We start from the raw sequence: 25,528 nt of genomic DNA, 5'->3' as shown, positions 1-25,528 counted from the left end.
CCGTCCGGCGGATGCTCATTCCCTACGCTCCCCGGGGGCATGCAATGGCCAGTCTAATCGGCCGGTTCGGCGGCTGGCTCTATCAGCAAGCCTTCCTGCTGGCGTGCCTCACCTATCTGATGTGGTCGCTCAATATCGTGCTCGGACGTCATGTCGCCGGCGCGATTCCGCCGGTCACGTTGAGCGCGCTGCGCTGGGGCATCGGCGCGCTGATCCTTCTGCCATTCGTCTGGCCGCATCTGAAGCGCGACTGGCACGCGATCCGCACCCACCTGCCGATCCTCTGCCTGCTCGGGCTGACCGGCACGACGGGCTACGCGATCCCGTCCTACTGGGGCCTGCAATACACGCTCGCGATCAATGGGCTGCTCATTCAATGCACCATGCCGCTGGTGGTCGGGCTCATGTCCTATTTCCTGGTCGGCGACCGGCTGAACCGATGGCAGGTCATCGGGATCATCGTGTCCTTCATCGGCGTCATCGTCATCCTGACGCGCGGCGACCCCGACGTGCTGCATTCGATTTCATTCAACCGCGGCGATCTCTGGTTCCTTCTCGCCGTGCTGATCTTCGCGACCTATTCGCCGCTGCTGCGCAAACGCCCGGCGATGCACCCGATCTCCTTCCTCGCCGTCACCGCGATCGCGGGAACGGTGCTCATCCTGCCGCTCTGCGCCTGGGAATTGTGGCGCCTGGGCGTCCCGACATTCGGCGCGCATGAGACCGTCATCGTGCTCTATATGGCGATCTTTCCCTCCCTCATCGCCTATCTCTGTTTCAATCGCGCCGTGCAGTTGCTGGGTCCGAACCCGGTTGCGGCGCTCTATCCGCTGATCGTCGTGTTCGGATCGATAGAGGCGCTGCTGTTGCTGGGCGAAGTGCCGCAATGGTTCCACTTCGTTGGAACCGTGCTAATCGTCGGCGGCGTGCTGCTGGCGACCTGGCTGGCAGGAAAGGTCAGAACACCTTAGCTAGAGCTTCAGGTCCTCAGCGCAAATTCTTCGGAGCGATTCTAAATGTCACAGACCGCGACGGCCGAACCCAAGCATAGCGATCATCGTACGCCTTACCGGGTTCGCCACGACACCAGACGCCGGCGCCTCGTGGTGCAGGATGTCAGGAAACTGACTCCGCATATGACTCGCGTGACGCTTGGCGGAGACGAACTTGCGGGATTTGTCAGCCTCGGCTTCGACGACCACATCAAGCTGTTCTTCCCCGAGGTTGCGTCGGACGAACGCGACGTCAACGGGGAGCCGAAGCCGGTGAGCCGCGATTACACCCCGCGCCGTTACGATGCCGCCGCGAATATCCTCGAGATCGACTTTGCGCTCCACGAGGCCGGCCCTGCGACGCAATGGGCCGAGCAGGCCCGGCCCGGCGATGTCCTGAATATCGGCGGTCCGCGCGGCTCGCTGGTGATACCGACCGGGTTCGACTGGCACCTGCTGATCGGAGACGACACCGCCCTGCCGGCGATCGGGCGACGTCTCGCCGAGCTGCCGCGAAATGCCCGCGCCGTTGTGCTGGCCGAAGTCGACACCGCCGCGGACGAAATTCCGTTCGAGCATGCGGCGGATGCTTCGATCACCTGGGTTCATCGCAACGGCGCGGAGATTGGCTCACCTCATCGTCTGGCTGAAGCCCTTCGCGCGCTCGAATTGCCGAGGGGCGACTATTACGCATGGGTCGCGTGCGAAAGCCTGACCGCCAAGGCGTTGCGCACACAGCTCGTGGAAAGGGGCGCCAACCCGAAATGGTTGCGCGCTGCCGGCTATTGGCGGCGCGGCGCGGCTGCCGTTCACGACACGTATAACGATTAGCGATTCCAACACTCGGTTACGAAACGACTCGGCTGAGCAAAGGGACGCGCGGGAGGCCGTGCAAGTCCTGCCGCGAGATCATTCGATCAGATCGTCGGCGCGAGACAGAAGCGCCGGTGGCAGCGTGATCCCGAGCGCTTTCGCAGTCTTCAGGTTGATGACCAGAATGAATTTGGTCGGCATCTCGACCGGCAGTTCGGCAGGCTTTCGGCCCTTGAATATCTTGTCGAGGAAAATCGCAGATTGACGGTAGACCGACGCGATGTCCGCGGAATAAGATAGCAACCCTCCCGCATAGGGGAATTCCGCGTTGGCGCGAACAGCGGCAGCCGATGCCCAAGCGCAGTCTCAGCCGCAAGAGCGCGCGGCAGGCTGGGTTGCACCATCACCGCTCCGACATGTTCTTTTTTCAAATCTGCAAAGGCTGAGACCAGACCGTCGGCGCCTTGCGCGAGAACGACGCTGACCTCGAAACCAAGAGATCGTCCCGCGGAATTTACGTATTCGAGAAATGGCTTGTGAAACGGGTCGAGCGCATTGCCAATGATTCCGACACCTCGCACGACCGGGAGCGCCTCGCGCACGAATTCGAGACACTTGCCCGCGACCTCGGTCGTGGCCGTCGACATTCCCGTTATGTTTCCTCCCGGACGCGCCAGACTTGCCACCAGACCGGAACGTATCGGGTCGGCGGCCGGACACATAACGATCGGGATAATCGCGGTGGCTTCCTTGGCTGCAATTACCGAGGGAGTCTGAAATCCGACGATAGCATCGACGTTCGACGCGACCAGCTCATGGGCAAGCGACTTCAGCGCTTCGGTCGACCCCTTGGCATCGCGCAATTCGAGAACTATCGTCTCGCCCTCGACATAACCCAACTCTCGCAGCCCGTTCCTGACCTCTCGCAAAAACGAGGCGAGATCGGGGTTGCCCAGCATCAACACGCCGACACGCGGCACTCTCACCGACTGCGCTGCGGTGCGCACAGGCACGGTGATGGCCGCGCCGCTCAGGAACACCAGGACGTCCCGTCGTCTCATGACCATTCCGGTGAGCCATAGGCCAAAGCTGACATTCGCATCAGCTTACGACGAACACTGCCGCGATGCACCTCTGGCGACCGAACAATTTCGAAGTTGCGAACCGTGATACAGTCCGTCAGAACCGCAGCGGCTTGGCCTGCTGGACTTGCGGCAGCGCGCGCACCTTCTCCAGCACCGCCTCGGGCAACTCGCCGTCGATCTCGATCAGCGCCACCGCGTTGCCGCCCGGCGCGTCGCGGCCGACATGGAAGGTCGCGATGTTTATTCCGGCCTCGCCGAGCGTGCCGGAGAACGTGCCGATAAAGCCCGGCTTGTCGAGATTGGTGATGTAGATCATCGAGGGACCGAATTCCGCGTCCATCCGGATGCCCTTGATGTTGACGATCCGCGGGCGGCCATCGGCGAACACGGTGCCGGACACCGAGCGGGTCTGCCGCTGCGTCGTGACCGTCACCGTGATCAGGCTCTCGTAATCGCATTCGCCCTCACGCGTGATCTCCTCGATCACGATGCCGCGTTCCTTGGCGACCACCGGCGCCGACACCACATTGACGTCCTGCAGCATCGGACGAAGGAGCCCGGCCAGCGCGGCGGAGGTCAGCGCCTTGACCTTCATCTGCGCCACCGCGCCTTCATAGGTGATGGTGACCTTCTCGATCCCGGTCTCGGTGAGCTGGCCCGCGAACGAACCGAGCTTCTCGGCAAGAGTGATGAACGACTTCAGACGCGGCGCCTCTTCCGCAGTGATGGAGGGGAAATTCACCGCGTTCGAGATCGCGCCGCGCAAGAGATAGTCCGACATCTGGTCGGCGACCTGCAGCGCGACATTCTCCTGCGCTTCCGAGGTGGAGGCGCCGAGATGCGGCGTGCAGATCACGTTCGGATGGCCAAACAGCGGATTCTCGTTCGCCGGTTCGGTCGAGAACACGTCGAAGGCCGCGCCCGCCACCTGCCCGGAATCGAGCGCCGCGCGCAAAGCCGTCTCGTCGACAAGCCCGCCGCGCGCACAATTGACGATGCGCACACCCTTCTTCATCGCCGCCATCGCCCTGGCATCAACGATGTTCCTGGTCTTGTCGGTCAGAGGCGTATGCAGCGTGATGAAATCGGCGCGCCGGAACAGTTCATCGAGCTCCACCTTCTCCACGCCGATATCCATCGCCCGCTCCGGCGACAGGAACGGGTCATAGGCGATCACCCGCATGCGAAGACCTAAAGCGCGGTCGGCGACGATCGAGCCGATATTGCCGGCGCCGATGATGCCGAGCGTCTTGCCGGTGATCTCGACGCCCATGAAGCGGTTCTTTTCCCACTTGCCGGCCTGTGTCGACAGGTCGGCCGCCGGAATTTGACGCGCAAGCGCCAGCATCAGGGTGATCGCATGCTCGGCGGTGGTGATCGAATTGCCGAACGGCGTATTCATCACGATGATGCCTTTTCCGGTCGCCGCCGGGATGTCGACATTGTCGACACCGATGCCGGCGCGGCCGATCACCTTCAGGTTTTTGGCGTTCTGCAGGATTTTCGGCGTGACCTTGGTCGCGGAGCGGATCGCGAGCCCGTCATAATCTCCGATGATGGCGGCGAGCTTGTCCTTGTCCTTGCCGAGATCGGGCTGAAAATCGACGATGACGCCCCGGTCCTTGAAAATCTGGACGGCGGCAGGCGACAGGGCATCGGAGATGAGAACGCGGGGATGGGCGGTCATGGGCTTGGTCTCTTGCGTCGGGCGCGTGAAGGATCAGGGAAGAGCGTATTCGACGGCGAACCAGGTCGATTCGTCGTTGTGGGAATCGGGCTGCGCGCTCGCGTAGGAAATCGCCAGCGGGCAGATCACGGTGTCGCCGCGGTACAGCTTCTCGATCTCGACAAGGAAACCCTGCGGCCGGTAATGCATCAGCCAACTCGCGAAGTCCGCCGCGAACGGATCGGCGCGAAGATGCGCCGGCACCAGCTTGCGCTCGATGCCATGATCCAGCATCCAGTGCGCATCGCGGGCAGCCAGGCTGACTTGGGTGCCGAGCGCGTTGAAGCGCACGGATTCGAGTCCTTCGCTGCTTTCAGGCGAGCCCTGATCCTGCGGACAATCGAGCAGGAACGCGAACATCATCGGTGCGATGTCGGCCAGCGCCTTGATCTGTACGTCGATCCGCACGGTGCGGTCGACCCGCATGCCGGCGGGCAGTTCGGGATGCGCCTCCGACACCGTCGCGGAAGCCGAGACCTGCGCATGGATGGGCAGATGCAATTGCGCACGCCCAAGCGGCGTATCGACCTGCGCGATGACATTCGTCTCGTCGCTCATGGCGGTCTCTGGTTGAACTGGGCTCGTTTCTCTTCCGCCTTGCGCGGAGAGAAACGATGGTCAGGCCGCTTTCGGCCGCGCGTCCCTGGCCTTCGCATAGGCCCAGTCGAGCCACGGCAGCAGCTTCTCGACATCGCCGGTCTCGACGGTCGCGCCGCACCAGATTCGCAATCCGGGAAGCGCATCGCGGTGATTGGCAAAGTCGTAGGCGACGCCTTCCTTTTCGCACGCCGCGACGAGGTCCTTGACGAACGCCCATTGTGCATCGACGGACAATGCCGTGACCGCCGGATCGACGATCTTCAGGCAGACCGAGGTGTTGGAGCGCGTTTTCGGATCGCTCGCGAGATTGTCGATCCAGGCCGTCTTTGCAATCCAGTCGTGGATCGCCTTCGCATTGGCGTCCGCGCGCGCGATCAGACCCTTGAGCCCGCCGACCGATTTCGCCCAGGCGAGCGTATCGAGATAATCCTCCACGCACAGCATCGACGGCGTGTTGATGGTCTCGCCGACGAAGATGCCCTCGTTCAGCTTCCCGCCCTTGGTCATGCGGAAGATTTTCGGCAGCGGCCAGCCGGGCTTGTAGGTCTCGAGCCTCTCAACAGCGCGCGGCGACAGAATCAGAATGCCGTGAGCAGCCTCGCCGCCGAGCGCCTTCTGCCAGGAGAAGGTCACGACATCGAGCTTTGCAAAATCGAGTGGCTGCGCGAACGCCGCGGACGTCGCGTCGCAGATCGTCAGTCCCTTGCGGTCGGCCTTGATCCAGTCCGCATCCGGAACGCGCACACCGGATGTCGTGCCATTCCAGGTGAAGACGATGTCGGTGTCGCTGTCGACCTTCGACAGGTCCGGCAACTCACCGTAAGGCGCTTTCAGCGTGGTGACATCCTTCAGCTTGAGCTGCTTTTCGATGTCGGTGACCCAGCCTTCGCCGAACGATTCCCAGGCCAGCACGGTGACCGGACGCGCTCCGAGCAGCGACCACAGCGCCATCTCGACCGCACCGGTGTCGGAGGCCGGCACGATGCCGATCCTGTAGTCGGCCGGGACTTCAAGGATTTCACGCGTCAGGTCGATGGCGCGCTTCAGCTTCACCTTGCCCTCTTTCGAGCGGTGCGAGCGGCCGACCAGTGCGTCTTTGAGGGCTTGCAGGCTCCAGCCGGGGCGCTTGGCGCAGGGGCCGGAGGAAAAATGCGGGTTTGCCGGCCGCAATCCGGGCGTCGTCATGGTCATTCAGTCTATCCTTCCAGATAGCACGCCCCTCGTTGGGGAGGGGTGGCCCGCCGCGGCATGTATAGGAATGCCGCGAAAACCGCAAGAAGCCTCAGTTCACGACTTTCGGACCTTGCGGCTCTTGCGGATTTCGCGTGGCTCATGCGATCCGATTTTCGTTGCGGGCACGGACTGCAAATGGGCCGGTCGGAAGGAAGCAGCCCGCCCTGGTCGTGTCGGGCGGGCCATTGTTCACTGCGGCTTTTGCTCTGGCGCGGGCGCAGCGGCCGGCGGAGCAGCCGGTGTGGTGGTCGGTGCCGGTGTTGTCGGTGCCGGGGTCGCGGGTGCCGAAGTCGTTGGCGCCGGTGTCGTTGGTGCTGACGTGGTGGGTGCTGGCGCAGTGGGTGCTGGCGCGGTTGCTGCCGGCGGTGGCGGCGTCGCTGGTGCCGGCTTGGTCGGGGCTGAAGTCGTTGGTGCCGGCGTTGCTGGCGGCGTCGGTTTCGTCGGACTCGAACCGCCAAGGTACATGTAGCCGATCACGAGTATGACGATTACCACGGCGGCACCGATTAGAATGTTTCTATTCGTCGGCGTCATTCGGGTACTCCTTCTCAAGTTCGTCGCCCCGAAAAACCTTTAGCCAATTCGATCACCTGCTCCAGTTTGAGTGGATGACAGATCACAAGGCTTTTCCGATTAGCGACGAAATGTCGCCGCGAAATGTCACGGAAATCGACGGATGTGACTACGATGAAGCGCGCCGCATGCAAGCAGAAGACTGCAGGCGAACGGCTGCCGAAATGGAAAGAGCGAGCTGACGGCGGCGCTTGCCGATACCGTCATCCACACGCCGACACGGCAGCGATCACGGACGCGACCTCATCGCACCTCCTGCCGTCACCAGTGCGACACGCGTCCGGCCCTGAAGCGTCCGTCGACCCCGCACCGTCGCGAGGCTGGCGATCAGTCGAAATTGTAGCGCAGACCGATGCGGAATTCGTTCGCCGTGAGATCTTTCAGCGTCAGCTCGTTGGCAAGCAGCGGGTTGAACGTCACCTCGCCCATGTTGAGACGCCGATAGCTGAAATCCACCAGCCAGCGCGGAGCGAAGCACCAGGCGAAGCCAGCCATGTAGGCCCAGGCAAACTGTGTGTTGCTCTGATAGTCGAGCGTCAGCGGTCCGGCCGGCGCTTCGAAATCGTAGGTGCGGAAAGTGATGGCGCCGGCACCGGCGCCGATATAGGGCGTGAATCCGTTCCAGGTGCCGAGGTCCAGATAGAAGTTCAGCAGCGTCGTGAACGACTCGATCTTGCCGGTATAGGCATCCAGCGTCGGGCCATCGCCCGCGAATTTCGCCTTGCCGGCATAGTCGAGCGTGACGTCGGAACGGAACCATCCGGACTTGTAGCCGCCGCCCACGCCGATGGTTGCGATCTCGCGGATATCGACATCGGTCGGCAGCGGGAAGGTCGAGGTCATGTCGCCGATCTTCGTGTCGGTGCGGTAGCCGATATCGCCGCGCAGATACCAGCCGGAACCGAATTCCTGCACCACGGCGGCAGGCTCGTATTGCGGATAGGGCGGCATGTCGGCGGCGTTCGCCGTTCGCGCCTCGCATGCGACCGCCGTCAGCCCGCCGCAGATGAGTACAAGAGACATCGACCGACGCATGGGCACTCTTCCTTCGCGATTCACCCACCGGGCTTCAACGTTTCGGAAACCATAATTGCCCTTGGTTAATGCATCGCTAACCATAACCGGCGGCGTGGCAGCGTTAATAAACCGACATTGACTCTATCTTGCGGAACCGGCTGCTCCGAGGCGCGATAGCGGTTACCTTTCGGCCGGCGGAATTTTCCTCTCGGAGCAGCCAATGACTTCCTCCGCGCGGATCGACTGGGTCGACTACGCAAAGGGCATCTCGATCATTCTGGTCGTGATGATGCATTCGACGCTGTCCAGCGAGGAAGCGCTTGGCGCTACCGGCTGGCTGCACGGCGTCGTCGAGTTCGCGAAGCCGTTCCGTATCCCCGCATTCTTTCTGATCGCGGGGCTGTTCGCCGCACGCGGAATCGACAAGGACTGGCGGAGCTTCCTCGACGGCAAGGTCGTGCACTTCGCCTATTTCTATGTGCTGTGGCTCACCATCCAGTTCATGTTCCGCGGGCCGGTCTACATCGCCCATGACGGTGCGCTCGAGGCGCTGCGCCTTTATCTCCTCGCGTTCATCGACCCCTTCGGCACGCTCTGGTTCATCTATCTGCTGCCGGTCTTCTTCCTGGCCGCGCGGATCACGCGCCGCCTGCCGCCGATGCTCGTGCTGTTCGCCGCCGCCGCGCTGGAGACCGCGCCGATCGACACCGGCTGGATGCTGATCGACGAATTCGCCGGCCGTTTCGTGTTCTTCTATGCGGGCTATCTTGCCGGCGGATGGATCGTCGCGAATGCCGAGTGGATTCGCGCGCGCCCGGGCGTTGCCGCGGCCGGGCTTGCGGCATGGGCGGGCGTGACCGCGGCCTGCGTGACGGCCGATGTCGCGAGACTTCCTGTCGTCTCGCTCGCGCTCGGCTTCGCGGGCGCCGCCGCGGTGATCGCCGTTTCGGTCCTGCTCTCGCGCATCGGAGTGTTCGGCGGCATCCGCCGCTGCGGACGCGATTCGCTCGTGATCTATCTCGCCTTCTTCCTGCCGATGGTGATCACGCGGCTCGTGCTGGTGAAAAGCGGTGTCATCACCGATCCGGGCAACGTGGCGGCACTGGTGACGCTTGCCGCCGTGGTGTCGCCGCTCATCGTGTATGCGCTCACGCGCGGCACGATCCTCGATTTCCTGTTTCATCGACCGGCATGCTTCCGGCTGACCGCGCCAAAGGCGCCGGTGCTGCAGCCTGCCGAATAGCCGCCGGATCGGCGGCAAACGAAAAAGAGGCGGGGCCGAACCCCGCCTCTTTCGTTTTTCCATTTCGCCGGTGTCTTGAGTCAGCCTCTGCTTCAGCCCTTGCGCATCAGGGGCGGCGGCGGCGAATAGACCGGCGGCGGCGGATTGTAGGCCGGCGGCGGCGGTGCATAGGCCGGAGCTGCGACCGCAAACGGCTCGCTGGGCGAAAGGCTCCAGCGCAGCGCGAGCTTGAAGTCGTGCGAGGTGACGCCGTTCAGATAGATCGGATTGTAGGCGGCATTGGCGCCGTTGAAGCCGATCATGTCGGTGGTGGCGAAATCGCCGAGATTCACATAGCGATAGGCGAATTCCGCGGTGAAGTTGTTGGTGACCTTGTAGGCCAGGCCGGCATGCAGGGCCCAGGCGAATTCCCATTGCGAGTTGGTGTCCGCATAGGCGGTCGCGCCGGTCTGATTGTTGATGTCGCGCCAGTTGCTGATGGTGTTGCGCGAATAGCCGATACCGGCGCCGATGAACGGGGTCACGCACCACCACGTTCCGAGATCGAGATAGGCGTTGCCGAGGAACAGCCACTCGCTCTTGGTGCCCCAGTAATCGTTGGAACCGGCGCCGTAGCTGTCGAGGCCGCGGAACGCGGCACCGCCGCGATATTCGCCGGTCACGTCGACGCGGAACCAGTTGTTGAACTGATAGCCGAAACCGATACCGCCGAACGCCGCGGAATCGACTTCCTTCTTGAGCACCGTCACGGCCGGGGTATAGGCCGGGCTGGTCAGCTCTTCGACCTTCTGGTTGGAGAAGCCGATGTCGCCGCGCAGATACCAGCCACCGGTGTCCACAACAACGGGCGCCTTGTAGATCATCGGCGGCGGCAAATCGGCAGCGACCGCGGGGGCTGCGACCGTCACGGCTGCGATGCCGGCGATCAAACTCGTTTTGATACTTTTCATGATCCGTCCTCACTCGGCGAATGGAGTGAGGCGACCCTCGCAGCAATTGCTTAAGCGGCGCTTAACCTTGATTTTTAACCGCGATTATTAACCTTTGGCGGGCGGGAACCCCGCTTTGTACCACTCCCGTTCCTAAAATCTTTACCGGACGTCAACCTTTCCGAACAAAGCGTTACGAAATGGCCGTCCGCGCACCGCATGCAGGTCTTTGCCGCTGATTCGCCCGGGGCTCGCGCAGTTCGCGGAATCAGTCGTCGTCGAGCTTGCCGATATGCTTCTGCGAATAGAGTTCGAGGCCGACCTTCTTGATCAGATCGAGCTGGGTCTCGAGGAAGTCGATGTGGTGTTCCTCATCCTTCATCAGCTCTTCGAACAGGTCCCGCGAGACATAATCCTTCACCGAGTGGCAATAGGTCGCGGCCTCCTGGTAGAGGCTGCGCGCCTCGTGTTCGGCGGCGAGATCGCAGTCCAACACTTCCTTCACGGTCTGGCCGATGCGCAGCGGATCCAGCACCTGCATGTTCGGGAAGCCATCGAGGAACAGGATGCGCTCGGCGAACTTGTCCGCGTGATGCATTTCCTCGATCGATTCCGCCCGCCATTTCTTGGCGAGGTCGCGGAAGCCCCAATTGTCGAGGATTCGGTAATGCAGCCAGTATTGATTGATTGCGGTCAATTCGCTGCGCAGGCCCTTGTTCAGATATTCGATGACCTTGGGATCGCCCTTCATGACCGCATGCTCCTGACGCCGTATTAGTTTGGAGCAATTCTAAATTGTATGGTGTGCGCGTGCAAGGGCAGTGGTGGGAGACGCCGCGGAACTCACATCGAAGATTTGAGGGAACTCAGGCGGTTTCGGCAGGAACTGGGTGCCCGGCCATCGGGCAGACCGGACAGCCCGCGGCGCAGTTGCCGCCCAGCGCCTGATCCAGAATCGTCTTGATGGTGCGCGCGCAGCGGCCGCATCGCGGGCTGCAGCCGAGGCAGCCATAGACCTCGCCGGTGGTCCGCGGCCGCTCCGAATGGCAGGCGGTCCGGATCGCCGTATCGGTCAGGACGTTGCAGGAACAGACAATCATGACGCTCAGGTGGCCGACGGGTCCGATAGTTCAACTTGCAACCAGTTCGTAGCAGGGCGCCTTGCGCTGCCGCAAAGCGAAAATGCAGATTTTACAGGTAATCTAAACTGGATCAGGCTGATTGACCCGCCTCCACGATTGCCGCCCGGCTATGCTGGCCTGGATTCAGCCGACCGGGCCTGGCTGCCCGATCGGAGAGGCAAGGGAGACGCAGAAGCGTGAACGCAAGGCTTTGGTCCGCGGTTTTGGCCGTTTCAGTCTGTCTTCTTGCCGGCGCCAGTGCCCAGCAACGGCCGCTCACCGATCCGGGAGACCGTTTCTTTCCCGCCTTTGCCACGCCGGAAGAGCGTTATGCGCGCGAGGTCTATCTCGAATTGATGCGCGTGCAGCCGGGGATGATCGACAAGAAATACGAGCGGCACCGCCGCAATGCGACGGCGGAGGTATCGTTCACTGTCGGCAAGAGCGGGCAGGTGCGGTCGTTGAAGATTGCGCGTTCCTCGGGCGATCCGGAGCTGGACAAGATCATCGTCAGCACAATCGAAGCGACGCGATTTTCCCCACCCCCGGCCGGCGTGACCGCGGATTTTCTGCTGCCGCTGAAATTCCAGCTGAACTAGAAGACCCGTTCGACGTCACGCAGCGGCTTGCGTCAGCGCCTCGACGATCTCGTCGACCACCTCTTCGACCAGATACTGATCGTCGCCTTCGCCCATCACGCGGATCACCGGTTCGGTGCCGGACGGGCGGATCACCAGCCGCCCGTTGCCGTTCAGCCGAGCGGTGGCGCCGTCGATCGCGAGCTTGACCTGCGCATCTTCCAGCGGCGCGCCCTGCTTGTAGCGCACATTCTTCAGAATCTGAGGCAGCGGATCGAACACGTGGCAGACCTCGGAGACCGGCCGGCCCTGCCGCTTGACCACCGCAAGCACCTGCAATGCCGCGACCAGGCCATCGCCGGTGGTCGCATAGTCCGACAGGATAATGTGACCGGACTGCTCGCCACCGAGATTGAAGCCGTGCTCGCGCATATGCTCCAGCACGTAGCGGTCGCCGACCGGGGTGCGGGCGAGCGAAATGCCGAGCCCCTTGAGATGACGCTCGAGCCCCAGATTGGACATGATGGTCGCGACCACGCCGGCCTTGGACAATCGGCCATCGTCCTTCCAGCTTCCCGCGATCACCGCCATCAGCTGATCGCCGTCGACCAGATGGCCCTTTTCGTCGACGATCACCACGCGGTCGGCATCGCCATCGAGAGCGACCCCGACATCGGCGCGCACTTCGCGCACCTTCGCAGAGAGCGCCGCGGTATCGGTCGAGCCGCAATCCTTGTTGATGTTGAACCCGTCCGGATCAATGCCGATCGCGACAACCTCGGCGCCAAGCTCCCACAGCGCCTCGGGTGCAACCCGATAGGCGGCGCCATTGGCGCAATCCACCACCACGCGCAGGCCGTCGAGCGAAAGATCGCGCGGCAGCGTGCGCTTGGCGAATTCGATATAGCGGTCCTGCACGCCGTCGATGCGCTTGGCGCGGCCGAGATCGGCGGATTTCGCCAGCCGGCGCGTGACATTTTCCTCCATCACGGCTTCGATCTCGGCCTCGACCGCGTCGGACAGCTTGTAGCCATCCGGCCCGAACAGCTTGATGCCGTTGTCGTCGTAAGGATTGTGCGAAGCGGAAATCATCAGCCCGAGATCGGCGCGCATCGAACGCGTCAGCATGGCGACCGCCGGCGTCGGCATCGGGCCGAACAGCAGCACGTCCATGCCGACCGATGTAAAGCCCGCAACCAGCGCCGTCTCGATCATATAGCCGGACAGACGCGTATCCTTGCCGACCACAACCCGGTGGCGATATTCGCCGCGCTGGAACACCAGGCCCGCGGCCTGCCCGACCTTGAGCGCGAGTTCTGGCGTGATCACGCCATTGGCGCGCCCGCGAATGCCGTCCGTGCCGAAAAATCGACGTGCCACGCGACCCCCCGTCCCCGTTATCGCTATCAGGCCGGTCTCATAAGGTTATCCTACCGAAAAGGACTTCAAAAGTTGTGAGTAAAGATTGCAGATGCCGTGAGCCCGGCCGTTAGCGTTAACGCCCTGCCAAGGCACGGGAATCTCAAATTTCGTCCTTGTCCTGCGGAGAGTGCGGCGGCTGGGTGACGTTGACCGGGTCGGAACCCGGAAACGTCTCTTCCAGCCCTTCCTCCAGCGCCTTGTCCAGACGCTCCTTGTGCTGTTTTTCGGCTTCGGTTTCGGCTTGAGATTTGGCTTGGGTTTCGCCGTGCTTCTTGCCTGCGCTCATGGCGGTGTCCTTTCCTGCACGACAAAGGGCAAAAATGCTTCCCGCGTTCCCGCGCTTTTTCCGCGCCCGCAGGCTATGCTACGTCACAATATATGGGACGGAACCGCCGATGACGCCAATTACCTGCATCGAAGACCTGCGCCAGCTTGCCGAAAAGCGCGTGCCGCGCGCCTTCTTCCAGTATGTCGATTCCGGCTCCTATGCCGAGGAGACCTTCCGTGCCAACCGCGCCGACATGGAACGCGTCAAGCTGCGCCAGCGCGTGCTGGTCAATGTCGACAAGCGCGATCTGTCCACCACCATCGTCGGGCAGAAGGCCTCGCTGCCGATCGCGCTGGCGCCGATCGGGCTGTGCGGGATGCAGCACGGCAATGGCGAGATTCTCGCGGCGGAAGCCGCAAACGAGGCGGGAATTCCATTCTGCATGTCCACCATGGCGATCTGCTCGATGGAGCAGGTGGCGGAAGCGACCGGGCGGCCGTTCTGGTTCCAGGTCTATGTGATCCGTGACCGCGGCTTCATCGCCGACCTGATCGCGCGCGCCAAGGCGGCGAACTGCTCCGCGCTGGTGCTGACCGTCGACCTTCAGGTGCTCGGCCAGCGCCATCGCGACATCAAGAACGGCATGACGGTGCCGCCCCAGATCAAGCTCGCCAACGTGCTCGACATCATGTCGAAGCCGCGCTGGGTGAAGAGCATCATCAACGCCAAGAGCAAGACCTTCGGCAATCTCGCCGGTCACGTGAAAGGCATGGACGGCGTCAACTCGCTCGCGCACTGGACCAACAGCCAGTTCGACCCGACGCTGAACTGGGAGGACGTGGCCTGGATCCGCTCGCTGTGGCCGGGCAAGCTCATCGTGAAGGGCATTCTCGACGTCGAGGACGCGAAGCTTGCGACGAAAAGCGGGGCCGACGCGATCGTGGTGTCGAACCATGGCGGCCGTCAGCTCGACGGCGCGCCGTCCTCGATCGCGATGCTGCCGAAGATCGCGGACGCGGTCGGCTCCGACATCGAGGTGATGTTCGACGGCGGCATCCGTTCGGGGCAGGATCTGTTCCGCGCGCTCGCGCTGGGAGCAAGAAGCTGCCTGATCGGCCGCGCCTATATCTACGGGCTCGGCGCGCTCGGAAAGGACGGCGTGAAGATGGCGATCGAGATCATCCGCAAGGAGCTCGACATCACCATGGCGCTCACCGGCGTCACCAGGATCGCCGACATCAACCGAAGCACACTCGCGACCGAGACCATCCCCGAAGAGACCCGCGTGCTGGAGCTGGCCGAGGCGCGGACCGCGACCGCCCGGTAATTCGCCTCAGCGAAGGCGGCCACTTCGCTTCGCTGAGACGCGCTGCGGCCGGCTCGAAGCCGGGCGGAACGGTCCGATGCCACTGCCGTTCATGCAGGCAAAAGCCGCGGTACAACGTCGCGCCTTTGCCGGATTGGGACCGGCTCGGTACACGCAAAGGAGGTATCCCCGTAGAAATACGTAGTTCACTTTTCCTTCAAATGGCTGTTTTTCTGCACGCATCGAGTGCATATCAAAATTTACATGACGGCGTTGCGAATTTGCATCGCTTCTCGCTTTCCACATCAGACTGGAAGAGTTCCTATTTACCGCCTCCGCCTGTTGATGGTGAGTTTGCACAACGATTGAGCGGTCGGGGGGACTTTCAATGGCCAGCTTGCGACTGAAATTGATGGCGAGCGCCTCGGTGCTCGCACTGACCGGTGCTGCGGGCACCGCTTATGCAGCGGACTTTCCCGTCAAGGCGGTTATTCCGGTTCAGCCGCAATGGGTCTGGAGCGGCTTCTATTGGGGACTGCATGCCGGAGTGGGCTGGCGCGACGATGCCGACTCGGCGGTTTACCTGACCCGTCTCGCGGGCGGAGCGCCGCCCTTCCGGGTGTCCCAGGGAATCGATCAGTCCAGCGGGTTCCCGCTCGGTGGCGCGCAGATCGGATACAATTATCAGTTCGGAAACTGGCTGCTCGGATTCGAGGCGGACATTTCGGCGGCCCGCGCCGAGAATTGGGTGGCCTCGCTGACCCAGGGTCCCGCCACCTTCACCGTGAATGCAGCCGAGGGTGTCGACTGGTTCGGCACGATCCGCGCGCGGCTCGGCGTCATTTCCTGGGAACGCGCCTTGCTCTATGTCACCGGCGGGCTCGCCTATGGTCACATCGAGAGCAACTTCATTGGCGTGCTGACCGGCCCAGGCCCGGTCGGCCGCTGGAATTTTGCCAACGACGCCTCCGACACCAAGTGGGGCTGGACCGTCGGCGGCGGTCTCGAATATCTGCTTGACCGGAACTGGAGCGTGAAAGCCGAATACCAGTATGTGTCGCTGGACGACACCGAGGGCGGCATCGCGACCACGAGAATTCAGATGGTCGGCGCCCCCGGAAAGGGACAGCGCGCGGTCGTCACCGCCACCGGAACCGACAGTTCCGATTTCCAGGTGGTCAAGGTCGGGTTGAATTATCGATTCTGGACGCCGTAACGACACGCGGATGGTGGAACAGACCGCACCCTCGTCCGAAGACAGCTATCTCTATGCCGATCTGGAGTCGCTCGTCGTCCCCGGGCGGCAGTGCGGAACATGCACCTTGTGCTGCCGGCTGATCGCCGTCGAGGAGCTCAACAAGCCGCGGTCGCGCAATTGCATCCACTGCATCGCGGACGTCGGTTGCGGCAATCGCGAGCATCGGCCGCACCTTTGCAGGGCGTTTTTCTGCAACTGGCTGCTGGTCGAGAACCTTGGCCCGGAGTGGAAGCCGGACCATTGCGGGCTCGTGCTGCAGCCGGTGGGCTTTTCCAACGGAGCACAATGCCTCGTCATCAATGTCGATCCGGATCGTCCGGATAGCTGGCGTCGCAGTCCCTATTTCGATCAGATCAAGGCGTGGGCCGCCCGGGCGGCCGGGCAGACCACCGGGGACGTCTATTATGTGCTGGTCATCGTCGACGAACGCCGCATCGTCGTGCTGCCGGACCGGGACATCGACCTCGGCGACTTCGGTGCGCAGGATCAGATATCGATCGAGCGCAAGGTCACGCCGCTGGGCGCCAGCTTCACATTCCGAAAGGTGAGCGGATCGGACAGCGGCGTCACCACCCGGTTTGTCTGAGCGATCGGCCGGGCCCTGCGGCCGACGCATCCCGCTTGGGCCGCCGAAGCCGCGCTACTCCTTCCGCAATCCCAGCGCCTTGATCAGCGTGGTCATCGACGCGACCTCCGCCGCCAACAGCTTCGCCATTTCGTCCGGCGTCGAGGTCGCTACCTGCGCACCGGAACGTTCGAGCTGCTTGATGACATCGGGATCCTTGGACGCCCGCACGAATTCATCATTGAGTTTCTTCACCACCGCGTCCGGCGTGCCCGCAGGGGCCGCGAGACCGAACCAGTTCGCCACCCGCTCCCTGGCGAGGCCCGCCTCGATCAGAGTCGGCACATCCGGAATCTGCGCGATCCGCGCTTCTGAATCGATCACAAGCCCCTTGAGTTTCCTGTCGTCGATCTGCGGCTTGGCGGCGATATACGACACCAGGCCGAAGTCGATCCGTCCGGTCACGAGATCGGCCATCATCGGCGGACCGCCGCGATAATGCACGAACTGCATCGGCGTACCGGTCGCAAGCCCGATCTTGGCGCCGAGCAGATGCGCCGGGCTGCCGGCGCCGGGCGTGCCGAAGGACAGCCCGCCGTCCTTCTTCTTGGCGAGCGCCAGCAACTCGGCGAGCGTCTTGGCCGGAGAATCGGCCGGTACCGCCAGAAGCTGTGCCAGCCGGAAGGTCAGGGTGATCGGCCGGAAGCCACCAATCGGATCGAACGGCGGCGGATCCTGCATCGCCGGGATCGACGCCAGTTGCGCGCCGACTACCGTCAGCAGCGTATATCCGTCCGGCGCCGCACTCTCGACCGCTTTCGCCGCGACCGCGCCGCCGGCGCCGGTGCGGTTCTCGACCACGATCTTCCAGCCGGTGTTCTTCGCAACCGCATTCGCATAGGCGCGGGTCGCGAGATCGGTGATGCCGCCGGGCGAAACGCCGACGATGATCGTGATCTGGCGCGTGGGGAAATCCTGCGCCTGCGCTGCGGATACGCAGGACAACAGCATCGCCGCGACAAAGCACGGAATCTTCATGGCGTTTCCTTCCTGACGAATATTGCCTGACGATTGTCGCCTGACGATTCTTGGCGCTGGCGCGTGCTCCGGAGACTGGCGGCGCAACGCCATCTTTTGGGTTCGCGAGGCCAACGTCAAGGCGACGCTGATCGCATGCAGGAAGACTTTGCGCGGGCGGCTGCCCAACATGCCGATCGCGCCGCGCTCGCGTTGTCGCTCAGCCAGTGCGGACGATCGACTGTTCGACTGATGACAGGCGCGCGCAGCGCAGCCCTCTGCCTCACTCAGCACCATCAGGATATGCGCCTTGTCCGGCCGCGCCGCGCGACTCTTCGCCGTGATCCGGCCTCATTTGATTATGACAGAATTACTACGGATAAATGTCAGACCGATTATTTGGAGTGGTTTGATGAATGTCCGACGCCCGGCGCAGCCGCATGTCCTGGTCTGGTCCTATCCGGTGGCGCGCTGGTGGGGCCTGCTGACGCTGGTGAGCGTCGTCAACATCGCGGTCTGGTTCGTGCTCTACCGCAATCTGCACGAGCCGCAGGCCGGCAGTCTCGGCGGCCGCTTCGGCATCGAGCTGATGCTCGCGCTCTGCGCGGCCTATGTGTTCGGCTGCGCCTTCCGGTCGCTGCTGCCGCGCGCCGATGTCCAGCGCATCTGCCTGTTCGACACCTGGCTGTCGAGCGTCATGGTCGGCCGCACCGTCGCGACCGTCGCCGAGGTCTGTTTCGCGATTCAATGGGCGATCATCCTGCACCGGCTCGGCACCATCACCGGCGCGGACACCACGCTCAATGCCTCGCTCGCGATCGTGCCGCTGATCCTGATCGCCGAGGCCTTCTCCTGGTATGCGGTGCTGACGAAGAAATACTGGGCCAACGCGCTCGAGAATTCGATCTGGGCCGTCGCCTTCTTCATCGTCGGGCTCGGGCTGTTCCGGTTGCTTCCGGAATTCGAAGGCCCGGTTCGCGTCATTCTGGCGATCGCGATCCTGGGGATTGCGGGCTATCTCGCGTTCCTGGCGACCGTCGATGTGCCGATGTATGTCAGGCGATGGCGCGCCGAGATGGCGAGCGGCCGCAAGCCGCTGCATCCGCTGGACGGCCTGCGTGATGTCAGCAGGCGATGGGTGGTGACCCGCGAGCACTCCGAGTGGAAGGAGGAGATGCCGTGGATGGCGCTCTATTTCAGCGCGGCGGTCTGGGCGAGCCTCGCGCTGTGCGTGTTCTTCTCGCTGGAAGGCGAGCTTCCGCGCTATCGCGCCGACACGAGCGCAACGGGGTTCACATCAGCGCCGGTCGACCATGACGCCAGCGCGGTGCGCGGGTCGCGCAGCGATCCGTTGCCCCGAGTGGACTGAAAGCAGCGTCCGCGTCTACCGCGTCACGATCACCTTGGTTCCGAAGCGCACCCGGTCATAGAGATCGAGCACATCCGCATTGAACATCCGGATGCAGCCATAGGACACGGCCCCGCCGATCGAGCGCGGATTGTTGGTGCCGTGAATCGCGCGTTCGCCGCCGGCCAGAAACAGGACGGCCGCGCCCACCGGATTGTTCGGCGCGCCGGCGGGGACCACGGCCGGCAGGTTCGGCTTGTCGCGTCTCACGATGGCCGGCGGCACCCAGGCCGGCCGCAGCATCTTGTTGTTGATGAAGGTGGTGCCGCTCCATTGCAGGCCCGAGCGGCCGACGCCAACCGGGTAGCGCACGGCCTTGCCGCCACCGAGCACGTAGTACAGCGACCGCGCATTGGTGCGCACCACCACCGTGCCGGCCGGATAAGCGCTGGAGAAGCTGACGATCGAACGGGCCTGCGCAGGGAGCGGAGCCATTGTCGCCACTGCAAGGACACATGCGGCTGCCACCGCTGTCAGCGATCGTGAACCCTGCATGACTTTGCCGCTCCTGTCTGTTCCTGCTCGTCCCTTTGATGGCAGATCGGGTTCAAAATTCCCCTAACTTCAGCGTTGTAAACGATAGCAAGGTGTGCGCGGCAGATCGACCGAACAAGCGCGATGACGCGGAACGATCAGAGATTGGCAGCGACCGTGCCGATCCCGCCACAACAGGAGCGGCGTTCGAGGCTGCAGACGGCAATCGGCTACCCGCGAGCCTGCGAAGGATATCCAGGAAATTTTTTCGCGGCAGTCAGTTTCTCGTCGCAGATGCCGAGACTGATGACGTCTTCCAGAAGCATCAGCGAAGCCCCATCCACGCAACATCCTTACGGGATTGCAGAGAGCACGTTGTAGGCGGCAACCGGACGACTGATACCCTTAAGACTGAAATCACCAACGTGTTCGACGTCTACGGTACTTTCCACGGCCATCAGCACGCGAGGGCTTATCAGCACCTGTCCGGTCCTGGCTTCGTCGCAAAGCCTTGATGCGACGTTGCAGACGGTCCCAATGGCTGCATAATCAAACCGCCCGTCAAAACCGATCGTGCCGAGCGTCGCAAAGCCGTGCGCGATGCCGACACCAAAACCAAGCTCATGGCCAAGCCTGCGCCACTTCTCGGTCAGAGTGACAATCGCCGCACGCATATCGAGTGCCGCATGAACCGCCTGCAGAGCCGGATTCGGGATCGGAATGGGATCGTTGAAGAACACCATGACGCCGTCACCCGAATAGTGCCCAACGGTGCCGTTATAGGCGACGACAATTTTTCCGATCGCCGCATGATATTCGCGCAGCAGCAACATCAGATCTTCCGGATCGGACCGCTCGGAGAAACCCGTGAAGCCGCGCAGATCGCAGAACAGGACCGTAATTTCGCGGCGATGGCTTTCAAGCTGACTTTCGCCTCCCGAGGCAACGATCAGATCAGCCACCTGGGCAGGAAGAAACCGGCGCAACCTGCCCATGCGCTCGATTTGATCGACCTGATCGGCGACCCGTCGTTCGAGCTGCTGATTCATGTTGACGACCTGTTGCGATGTCCTTTCCAATTGATCGGCAGTCTCACGCAGTTCGTTGATAAGCCGCGTATTCTCGATGGCGATAACAGCCTGGTCGGCGAAAATCTTGCCAAGCTCGATCTGCCTGTCCGAGAACAGGAGCGCTTTGGTTCGGGTCAATACGATGACTCCGATCGATCGCCCGTCGCGCAACAGCGGAATGCCCAACCCGGTACGAACGGCACCATGCATCCCGCGTTGAACCATGGACACATCGGAATCCTTCAGCATATCCTCAACGTGAACGATCTTGCCCTCCAGCGTGACACGCCCCGCAATGCTGGCACGATCGAGGACGACCGGATTTCGTTCGAGGTAAGATCGAAATTCGGGCGACTGCCCGAAGCTTGCAGCTTGATGAAACGTCGTGCCGCGAGGGATCATGATCGAGGCACGATCCGCCTGGCAAAGACGCGCGGCTGCCTTGATCAAGGTATCCAGTACGGACGGCAGATCGAATGTCGAGCGACTGATGGCGTTGAGCACGTCTGCGGTCGCGGCCTCGCGCGCCAACGCGTCATTGAGCTCCCGGGCGAGAGTCTTGGCGTCAGCACCTGACCCGGCGCGCGGCGCCGATTTGCGCACCTTGCGTGGCTTCGATTTCGACGTCTTGCCTTGTCGTCCGCGCGTGGTCCGTCCAACGGTTTTGGTCAGCCGCGTCATCTGGGATCCCTGCGGACGAAACGTCCTGGTCCGTCAAATGTAGGCGGCCCGGCTGGCCGCTGTCGATGCTCCGCCCTACCCACCCACCACTCCGCCCTTTACATAACTTTACATCCCGCACATCGCCCCGAAACGGGGCTCATCCAGATTGGCGACCTGGCCGACGCCACACCGCTTCTGGAGACCCCCCGATGACCGACAAGCCTGACATCCGCCCGGACCATCCGATCGACACGCACGGCGCCATCGCGCTCCCGCCTGTCCCCCGCACGCGGCGCGGCCGCACCTTTATCTTCGCAACGCTGGTGATCGCGGCGGCATTGACCGGCGCCGCCGCCACCAAGGCCATCAGCAATCCGTTCGGCTTCGGCCAAGGTTCGCAATTTGGTTGGCATGGCGCACGCGGCCACTGGGGCAGTGTGCCGCTCGATCCCGCCCAGATCGAGGATCGCGCCGACCGCATGATGCGGCATCTGGCGATCGAGATCGACGCCACCAACGAGCAGCAGGAGAAGCTGCGTGGCATCATGCGCGGCATGCTGAGGGATGTGCTGCCGGCGCGCGAGCGCGCTTTCGCCGCCCGCCGTCAGGCCCGCGAATTGCTGACGGCAACGACCATCGACCGCGCCGCGATCGAGAAGCTGCGAGCCGACCAGATCGCGCTCGCCGACACCGTCTCGAAACGGATCACCCAGGCTCTTGGCGATGCGGCGGAAGTGCTCTCGCCCGAGCAGCGGCGCAAGCTCTCCGACCGCTTTCCGCCCCGCGGCCCCATGATGGGCTGGCGCCGCGGCTGAGCTGCATCCCCTCCGAGCCAAGCTGTGGCTCGAAGGGTATCGGGTGGGGGTCGGTCATGAGTCCCCGCGAAGGCCTGGCCCCCACCCGACTTGGTTCTTGTTAACCGGTTCCTTTCCCTCGCCCGGGGAAAGGCAGGGGTGGGGGCCCGCCAAGTCCCCAACGCGTAGACTCCCACCCCGCTCTCTTGCGCTACAATGCAACCCGTGACCGATCGCATCCTGCTCATCGAAGACGACAAGCGCCTCGCCGAAATGGTGTCGAATTATCTCGGCGAAGCCGGCTTTGCGACCGCCATCGCCGGCACCGGCACCGGCGGCATCGCGCTGCATGACCGCGAACCGTTCGATATCCTCATCCTCGATCTGATGCTGCCCGACATGGACGGACTCGATGTCTGCCGCCGCATCCGCGAAAAGTCCCAGACCCCGATCCTGATGCTGACCGCACGCGGCGACGCCATGGACCGCGTGGTCGGTCTGGAAATGGGCGCCGACGATTATCTCCCCAAGCCGTTCGAGCCTCGCGAATTACTGGCGCGGCTGCGCGCGCTTCTCCGTCGTGCGAAGTCCGAGCGAAAGCCCGACATGCTGCGCTTCGGGCGGCTGGAGATCGATGCCGGTGCGCGGCAGGTGCGGCTCGACGGCGAGGACAGGAGCGTCACCGGATATCAGTTCGCGCTGCTGCTGGCGCTGGCGCAGAATGCCGGCCGCGTGCTGACGCGCGACGCACTGATGACGCTTCTGAAGAACGAGGCGCTGGAGGCGTTCGACCGCTCGATCGACGTGCACGTCTCGCGTATCCGCGCCGCGATCGAGGACGATCCGAAGAAGCCGAAGCGCGTCATCACCGTGCGCGGCACGGGTTACGTGTTCGCGAAGAACCAGGATTGAGCGTGGTGAGGGTGACGAAGTGCGGACCACATTCTCCGCTCATTCCCGCGAAGGCGGAAATCCAGCAAGAAAGAACTGGGTCCCCGCCTTCGCGGGGACGAGCGGCGGAAACAGCCCGCTTGTCGGGTCAGCGATGCGTCTATTGATATGAAGCGCCTGTATCTCAAAATCTATCTCACCATCGTGGTGGCGCTGCTGCTGGTGGTGCTGGTGGCGGGCGCGATCTGGCGGTTCGGAAAGCCGCCGGCCTTCGCCGAAGGCTTCGAGGTGGCGGGTGAACTCGTCTCCGCGGTACTGCCGCCCGCCGATGCACCGGCCACCTCACAGCAGGCGGCCGTGCGGCAATTCGCGCAGCGGCTCAACGCCAATATCGGCCTGTTCGACAGGAACCTGCAGCTGGTCGCGTCCTATGGCGACGGACCGATTCCGCCGCCCCAGCCGAACCGCCCGGGCTTCATGCCCGGTCACGGCGCCTGGAGCATCCCGCTGCCGGACGGCCGCTGGATCGTGGCGCAGGGTGCCGAACGGCCGCATCCCGCCATCGGCCTGGTCATTCTTCTCGGCGGCATTGCGCTGGTGATCGCGCTCTGCGCCTTCCCGGTGGTGCGCGGGCTCACCCGCCGGCTGGAGCGGCTGCAGACCGGCGTCGAGACACTCGGCGCGGGCGATCTCACCGCGCGCGTCAAGGTCGAAGGCTGCGACGAAGTGGCGGGCCTTGCCGCAAGCTTCAACCGCTCGGCGGCCCGCATCGAGGAACTGGTCAACGCGCACCGGCTGATGCTGGCGCATGCCTCCCACGAGATTCGCACGCCGCTGTCACGCATCCGGCTCGGCATCGAGATGCTCGCCGAGAAGAACAACCTGAAATACAAGGCCGCCCTGAGCCAGGACATCGCCGAACTCGACGCGCTGGTCGACGACATCCTGATGGCGAGCCGGCTCGACATGATCAAGGCGCTGCCGCAGCCCGAGCCTGTCGACCTGCTGGCGCTGGTCGCCGAGGAAGCCGCGCATTACGACGATTGTGTCGTGGACGGCGAACCGGTCACCGTCACCGCCGACCGGCGCTTTCTGCGCCACATGATCCGCAACCTGCTCGACAATGCGACGCGCCACGGCAAGCCGCCGGTGAGCGTCACGGTTTCCCGCGACGGAGCCAGCGCGCTGATCGACGTCTGCGACGGCGGCAACGGCATTCCCGACGACGAACGCGAGCGCGTGTTCGTGCCGTTCTTCCGCATCAATGGCGAGACCAAGGGCTCCGGCCTCGGCATGACGCTCGCCCGCGGCATCGCGCGGCTGCATTCCGGCGATGCGGTGGTGATGCCATTTTCGGAACGTGGCAGCTGCATCCGGGTGACGCTGCCGATCCTGCCGGAGCGGCAATGACCGACATTGGCTGTCGAAATAGTAGCGTTTGTAAAGTACAAATCAGCGACGCCGTTTGTTTGCGATCATAGAGCGTCCGCCCAGGTTGAATGTCTTCAACGTCGCGCCATACGGCACCGCGGGTCGATCTTTAACGGCCTCATCGAGCGATACGATCTGAATATTCTGGGGACTGCGGTTGATCATAAGCGCTCGGATACCATCCCATCCATCGGGTTTTAGGCGGCCCAACAGCGCACGCCGGGTAGCATTTGTGACGATGTCCACGAGTTCAAGACCCGGCTCTGCCTGGCTTGAAAAGCGGAGACTTTCAGTCATGAGCTTTTTGATGTCGACAGGTGGGGGCCCGTTCGGATCTGACCTGAGCAACTCGGTCTGAAAAGGTGTCGGGTCCGCGAGATTAAATCGCTCCATGTAAGAGTAATCTGCTTCCGTAAAAAAATGAATTGGTTCGCTGTGACATTCGGTTTGCATCCACGGCATTATAACGCGCGACCACCACTGTTCCCATGCAGTAGGCGTTTCGAGAACGCCCTTTGCGTCGATCACCCAGTGAAAGTATTCGAGCTCGCGCGGTTTGCGCTGACCCCAGTACATGCTTCCGTGCTCTATCAGCCGCTTAATGAGAAAAAACATCAACGCGCTTTGGACGTGTAATGGTAGGCTATGACTTTCCAATTCTCGACGTATCGTCCAAGCAAAGTTAGTGGCGCCCTCGCTATGCTCACGGGTAAGGCCATTGGTCATAGCCTCCGCTCGTCTAACTTGATTCCTTCTTAGGCCCTCGGCGGTGTGTAACCCAAGGTCGATGCCAATGACCTCGAAGATTACATCATGATGACAGAGAAGAGGCGTTACCTTAGCAACGTCCTTTTCCATCATTTTTCGGCCCTTAACTTCGCCGTCTTCTTGCGGGAGTGACCGGCGCAGGCGCTTAAATTCGCGTTCTAGACTGCCACGGCGACTGTCGGGAACGATCAATGCCCCGATTAGGGAAAGGCTTGTGCCATGCCCAACGCCGGTGAATGAGCCGCTCTCGTCGATAAAGAAATGCACGGTACAATCTAAACTT

Annotated in this window: 26 protein-coding genes and 1 pseudogene; 12 read left to right on the top strand and 15 right to left on the bottom strand. The window is 62.9% G+C overall.

Features of this window, described 5'->3' with window-relative positions; genetic code table 11:
• Nucleotides 1–44 precede the first annotated feature (44 nt).
• On the top strand, nucleotides 45–971 hold the full coding sequence (locus tag AB7F49_RS06165; RefSeq protein ID WP_428520944.1) for a DMT family transporter: 927 nt from the start codon (nucleotides 45–47) through the stop codon (nucleotides 969–971).
• Nucleotides 972–1,016: 45 nt separating this feature from the next.
• Nucleotides 1,017–1,823, top strand: coding sequence for a siderophore-interacting protein (locus tag AB7F49_RS06160; RefSeq protein ID WP_428520943.1), 807 nt, complete (start codon nucleotides 1,017–1,019; stop codon nucleotides 1,821–1,823).
• Nucleotides 1,824–1,901: 78 nt separating this feature from the next.
• Here AB7F49_RS06160 and AB7F49_RS06155 read toward each other — a convergent pair whose 3' ends face one another.
• The 5 genes and pseudogenes from AB7F49_RS06155 to AB7F49_RS06135 form a co-directional block, all read right to left on the bottom strand.
• On the bottom strand, nucleotides 1,902–2,108 hold the full coding sequence (locus AB7F49_RS06155) for an ABC transporter substrate binding protein (protein ID WP_428520942.1): 207 nt from the start codon (nucleotides 2,106–2,108) through the stop codon (nucleotides 1,902–1,904).
• 98 nt (nucleotides 2,109–2,206) lie between these two features.
• Nucleotides 2,207–2,764, bottom strand: a pseudogene (locus tag AB7F49_RS06150) (ABC transporter substrate-binding protein); the annotation flags it as partial.
• A gap of 220 nt (nucleotides 2,765–2,984) precedes the next feature.
• Complete coding sequence (gene serA / locus AB7F49_RS06145) at nucleotides 2,985–4,577, bottom strand: phosphoglycerate dehydrogenase (RefSeq protein WP_428520941.1); 1,593 nt, start codon at nucleotides 4,575–4,577, stop codon at nucleotides 2,985–2,987.
• 33 nt (nucleotides 4,578–4,610) lie between these two features.
• Complete coding sequence (locus tag AB7F49_RS06140; protein WP_428520940.1) at nucleotides 4,611–5,174, bottom strand: hypothetical protein; 564 nt, start codon at nucleotides 5,172–5,174, stop codon at nucleotides 4,611–4,613.
• A gap of 60 nt (nucleotides 5,175–5,234) precedes the next feature.
• The gene (locus tag AB7F49_RS06135; protein ID WP_428520939.1) at nucleotides 5,235–6,407 is read right to left on the bottom strand and encodes a phosphoserine transaminase; all 1,173 of its coding nucleotides are present in this window, start codon (nucleotides 6,405–6,407) and stop codon (nucleotides 5,235–5,237) included.
• A 134-nt stretch (nucleotides 6,408–6,541) separates the two neighbouring features.
• Between AB7F49_RS06135 and AB7F49_RS06130 the strand changes: the two genes are divergently transcribed.
• Entirely contained in the window at nucleotides 6,542–6,934 is a 393-nt protein-coding gene (locus tag AB7F49_RS06130) for a hypothetical protein (protein WP_428520938.1), read from the top strand.
• A 415-nt stretch (nucleotides 6,935–7,349) separates the two neighbouring features.
• On the opposite strand, the gene AB7F49_RS06125 is transcribed toward AB7F49_RS06130, so the two are convergent.
• A complete protein-coding gene (locus tag AB7F49_RS06125; protein ID WP_428520937.1) occupies nucleotides 7,350–8,057 on the bottom strand; it encodes an outer membrane protein in 708 nt (235 codons plus the stop codon).
• Nucleotides 8,058–8,259: 202 nt separating this feature from the next.
• On the opposite strand from AB7F49_RS06125, the gene AB7F49_RS06120 reads away from it, so the two are divergent.
• Nucleotides 8,260–9,282, top strand: coding sequence for an acyltransferase family protein (locus tag AB7F49_RS06120; RefSeq protein WP_428520936.1), 1,023 nt, complete (start codon nucleotides 8,260–8,262; stop codon nucleotides 9,280–9,282).
• 92 nt (nucleotides 9,283–9,374) lie between these two features.
• On the opposite strand, the gene AB7F49_RS06115 is transcribed toward AB7F49_RS06120, so the two are convergent.
• From AB7F49_RS06115 to AB7F49_RS06105, 3 genes are all read right to left on the bottom strand, one after another.
• Nucleotides 9,375–10,232, bottom strand: a complete 858-nt coding sequence (locus AB7F49_RS06115; RefSeq protein WP_428520935.1) for an outer membrane protein — start codon at nucleotides 10,230–10,232, stop codon at nucleotides 9,375–9,377.
• 247 nt (nucleotides 10,233–10,479) lie between these two features.
• Nucleotides 10,480–10,962 carry a bacterioferritin gene (gene bfr, locus AB7F49_RS06110; RefSeq protein WP_428520934.1) on the bottom strand — a complete coding sequence of 161 codons (483 nt, stop codon included), beginning with the start codon at nucleotides 10,960–10,962 and terminating at the stop codon, nucleotides 10,480–10,482.
• A gap of 115 nt (nucleotides 10,963–11,077) precedes the next feature.
• Nucleotides 11,078–11,311, bottom strand: coding sequence for a (2Fe-2S)-binding protein (locus tag AB7F49_RS06105; protein ID WP_428520933.1), 234 nt, complete (start codon nucleotides 11,309–11,311; stop codon nucleotides 11,078–11,080).
• Between the two features lie 218 nt (nucleotides 11,312–11,529).
• On the opposite strand from AB7F49_RS06105, the gene AB7F49_RS06100 reads away from it, so the two are divergent.
• On the top strand, nucleotides 11,530–11,931 hold the full coding sequence (locus tag AB7F49_RS06100) for an energy transducer TonB family protein (RefSeq protein ID WP_428520932.1): 402 nt from the start codon (nucleotides 11,530–11,532) through the stop codon (nucleotides 11,929–11,931).
• Nucleotides 11,932–11,946: 15 nt separating this feature from the next.
• Here AB7F49_RS06100 and glmM read toward each other — a convergent pair whose 3' ends face one another.
• Nucleotides 11,947–13,290, bottom strand: a complete 1,344-nt coding sequence (glmM, locus tag AB7F49_RS06095) for a phosphoglucosamine mutase (RefSeq protein ID WP_428520931.1) — start codon at nucleotides 13,288–13,290, stop codon at nucleotides 11,947–11,949.
• Between the two features lie 142 nt (nucleotides 13,291–13,432).
• Nucleotides 13,433–13,618 carry a hypothetical protein gene (locus AB7F49_RS06090; RefSeq protein ID WP_428520930.1) on the bottom strand — a complete coding sequence of 62 codons (186 nt, stop codon included), beginning with the start codon at nucleotides 13,616–13,618 and terminating at the stop codon, nucleotides 13,433–13,435.
• A gap of 109 nt (nucleotides 13,619–13,727) precedes the next feature.
• Between AB7F49_RS06090 and AB7F49_RS06085 the strand changes: the two genes are divergently transcribed.
• The 3 genes from AB7F49_RS06085 to AB7F49_RS06075 all read left to right on the top strand — a co-directional run bounded on the left by AB7F49_RS06085 (nucleotide 13,728) and on the right by AB7F49_RS06075 (nucleotide 16,750).
• Nucleotides 13,728–14,927 carry an alpha-hydroxy acid oxidase gene (locus AB7F49_RS06085; RefSeq protein WP_428520929.1) on the top strand — a complete coding sequence of 400 codons (1,200 nt, stop codon included), beginning with the start codon at nucleotides 13,728–13,730 and terminating at the stop codon, nucleotides 14,925–14,927.
• 367 nt (nucleotides 14,928–15,294) lie between these two features.
• Nucleotides 15,295–16,122 (top strand): outer membrane protein, encoded by an 828-nt coding sequence (locus AB7F49_RS06080; protein ID WP_428520928.1) that lies wholly within the window; start codon nucleotides 15,295–15,297, stop codon nucleotides 16,120–16,122.
• A 10-nt stretch (nucleotides 16,123–16,132) separates the two neighbouring features.
• Nucleotides 16,133–16,750: a hypothetical protein gene (locus tag AB7F49_RS06075; RefSeq protein ID WP_428520927.1), complete on the top strand. Its 618-nt coding sequence runs from the start codon at nucleotides 16,133–16,135 to the stop codon at nucleotides 16,748–16,750.
• Between the two features lie 54 nt (nucleotides 16,751–16,804).
• On the opposite strand, the gene AB7F49_RS06070 is transcribed toward AB7F49_RS06075, so the two are convergent.
• Nucleotides 16,805–17,767: a Bug family tripartite tricarboxylate transporter substrate binding protein gene (locus AB7F49_RS06070; RefSeq protein WP_428520926.1), complete on the bottom strand. Its 963-nt coding sequence runs from the start codon at nucleotides 17,765–17,767 to the stop codon at nucleotides 16,805–16,807.
• Nucleotides 17,768–18,158: 391 nt separating this feature from the next.
• On the opposite strand from AB7F49_RS06070, the gene AB7F49_RS06065 reads away from it, so the two are divergent.
• Entirely contained in the window at nucleotides 18,159–19,115 is a 957-nt protein-coding gene (locus AB7F49_RS06065; protein WP_428520925.1) for a hypothetical protein, read from the top strand.
• 15 nt (nucleotides 19,116–19,130) lie between these two features.
• Here the strand turns inward: AB7F49_RS06065 and AB7F49_RS06060 are convergent, their stop codons facing one another.
• On the bottom strand, nucleotides 19,131–19,589 hold the full coding sequence (locus AB7F49_RS06060; protein WP_428520924.1) for a L,D-transpeptidase: 459 nt from the start codon (nucleotides 19,587–19,589) through the stop codon (nucleotides 19,131–19,133).
• A gap of 392 nt (nucleotides 19,590–19,981) precedes the next feature.
• Complete coding sequence (locus AB7F49_RS06055; RefSeq protein ID WP_428520923.1) at nucleotides 19,982–21,379, bottom strand: adenylate/guanylate cyclase domain-containing protein; 1,398 nt, start codon at nucleotides 21,377–21,379, stop codon at nucleotides 19,982–19,984.
• 191 nt (nucleotides 21,380–21,570) lie between these two features.
• On the opposite strand from AB7F49_RS06055, the gene AB7F49_RS06050 reads away from it, so the two are divergent.
• The 3 genes from AB7F49_RS06050 (at nucleotide 21,571) to AB7F49_RS06040 (ending at nucleotide 24,456) form a co-directional block, all read left to right on the top strand.
• The gene (locus AB7F49_RS06050; protein WP_428520922.1) at nucleotides 21,571–22,176 is read left to right on the top strand and encodes a Spy/CpxP family protein refolding chaperone; all 606 of its coding nucleotides are present in this window, start codon (nucleotides 21,571–21,573) and stop codon (nucleotides 22,174–22,176) included.
• A 204-nt stretch (nucleotides 22,177–22,380) separates the two neighbouring features.
• Entirely contained in the window at nucleotides 22,381–23,067 is a 687-nt protein-coding gene (locus tag AB7F49_RS06045) for a response regulator (RefSeq protein ID WP_428520921.1), read from the top strand.
• Nucleotides 23,068–23,214: 147 nt separating this feature from the next.
• On the top strand, nucleotides 23,215–24,456 hold the full coding sequence (locus AB7F49_RS06040) for an ATP-binding protein (protein WP_428520920.1): 1,242 nt from the start codon (nucleotides 23,215–23,217) through the stop codon (nucleotides 24,454–24,456).
• Between the two features lie 42 nt (nucleotides 24,457–24,498).
• Here AB7F49_RS06040 and AB7F49_RS06035 read toward each other — a convergent pair whose 3' ends face one another.
• Complete coding sequence (locus AB7F49_RS06035) at nucleotides 24,499–25,512, bottom strand: hypothetical protein (RefSeq protein WP_428520919.1); 1,014 nt, start codon at nucleotides 25,510–25,512, stop codon at nucleotides 24,499–24,501.
• Between the last annotated feature and the right edge of the window lie 16 nt (nucleotides 25,513–25,528).

Source organism: Pseudorhodoplanes sp. (genome assembly GCF_050250235.1).
Lineage (GTDB): Bacteria > Pseudomonadota > Alphaproteobacteria > Rhizobiales > Xanthobacteraceae > Pseudorhodoplanes.
Note: the sequence above shows the minus strand (reverse complement) of the source record. Positions and strands in the feature narration are given on the sequence as shown.

What these genes read in the sequence shown, in the direction of transcription:
- AB7F49_RS06165 (WP_428520944.1), top strand. Translation starts at nt 45, where the DNA reads ATGGCCAGTCTAATCGGCCGGTTCGGCGGCTGGCTCTATCAGCAAGCC.
- AB7F49_RS06160 (WP_428520943.1), top strand. Translation starts at nt 1,017, where the DNA reads ATGTCACAGACCGCGACGGCCGAACCCAAGCATAGCGATCATCGTACG.
- serA (WP_428520941.1), bottom strand. Translation starts at nt 4,577, where the DNA reads ATGACCGCCCATCCCCGCGTTCTCATCTCCGATGCCCTGTCGCCTGCC.
- AB7F49_RS06140 (WP_428520940.1), bottom strand. Translation starts at nt 5,174, where the DNA reads ATGAGCGACGAGACGAATGTCATCGCGCAGGTCGATACGCCGCTTGGG.
- AB7F49_RS06135 (WP_428520939.1), bottom strand. Translation starts at nt 6,407, where the DNA reads ATGACCATGACGACGCCCGGATTGCGGCCGGCAAACCCGCATTTTTCC.
- AB7F49_RS06125 (WP_428520937.1), bottom strand. Translation starts at nt 8,057, where the DNA reads ATGCGTCGGTCGATGTCTCTTGTACTCATCTGCGGCGGGCTGACGGCG.
- AB7F49_RS06120 (WP_428520936.1), top strand. Translation starts at nt 8,260, where the DNA reads ATGACTTCCTCCGCGCGGATCGACTGGGTCGACTACGCAAAGGGCATC.
- AB7F49_RS06115 (WP_428520935.1), bottom strand. Translation starts at nt 10,232, where the DNA reads ATGAAAAGTATCAAAACGAGTTTGATCGCCGGCATCGCAGCCGTGACG.
- bfr (WP_428520934.1), bottom strand. Translation starts at nt 10,962, where the DNA reads ATGAAGGGCGATCCCAAGGTCATCGAATATCTGAACAAGGGCCTGCGC.
- AB7F49_RS06105 (WP_428520933.1), bottom strand. Translation starts at nt 11,311, where the DNA reads ATGATTGTCTGTTCCTGCAACGTCCTGACCGATACGGCGATCCGGACC.
- AB7F49_RS06090 (WP_428520930.1), bottom strand. Translation starts at nt 13,618, where the DNA reads ATGAGCGCAGGCAAGAAGCACGGCGAAACCCAAGCCAAATCTCAAGCC.
- AB7F49_RS06085 (WP_428520929.1), top strand. Translation starts at nt 13,728, where the DNA reads ATGACGCCAATTACCTGCATCGAAGACCTGCGCCAGCTTGCCGAAAAG.
- AB7F49_RS06080 (WP_428520928.1), top strand. Translation starts at nt 15,295, where the DNA reads ATGGCCAGCTTGCGACTGAAATTGATGGCGAGCGCCTCGGTGCTCGCA.
- AB7F49_RS06075 (WP_428520927.1), top strand. Translation starts at nt 16,133, where the DNA reads ATGGTGGAACAGACCGCACCCTCGTCCGAAGACAGCTATCTCTATGCC.
- AB7F49_RS06070 (WP_428520926.1), bottom strand. Translation starts at nt 17,767, where the DNA reads ATGAAGATTCCGTGCTTTGTCGCGGCGATGCTGTTGTCCTGCGTATCC.
- AB7F49_RS06065 (WP_428520925.1), top strand. Translation starts at nt 18,159, where the DNA reads ATGAATGTCCGACGCCCGGCGCAGCCGCATGTCCTGGTCTGGTCCTAT.
- AB7F49_RS06060 (WP_428520924.1), bottom strand. Translation starts at nt 19,589, where the DNA reads ATGGCTCCGCTCCCTGCGCAGGCCCGTTCGATCGTCAGCTTCTCCAGC.
- AB7F49_RS06055 (WP_428520923.1), bottom strand. Translation starts at nt 21,379, where the DNA reads ATGACGCGGCTGACCAAAACCGTTGGACGGACCACGCGCGGACGACAA.
- AB7F49_RS06050 (WP_428520922.1), top strand. Translation starts at nt 21,571, where the DNA reads ATGACCGACAAGCCTGACATCCGCCCGGACCATCCGATCGACACGCAC.
- AB7F49_RS06040 (WP_428520920.1), top strand. Translation starts at nt 23,215, where the DNA reads ATGAAGCGCCTGTATCTCAAAATCTATCTCACCATCGTGGTGGCGCTG.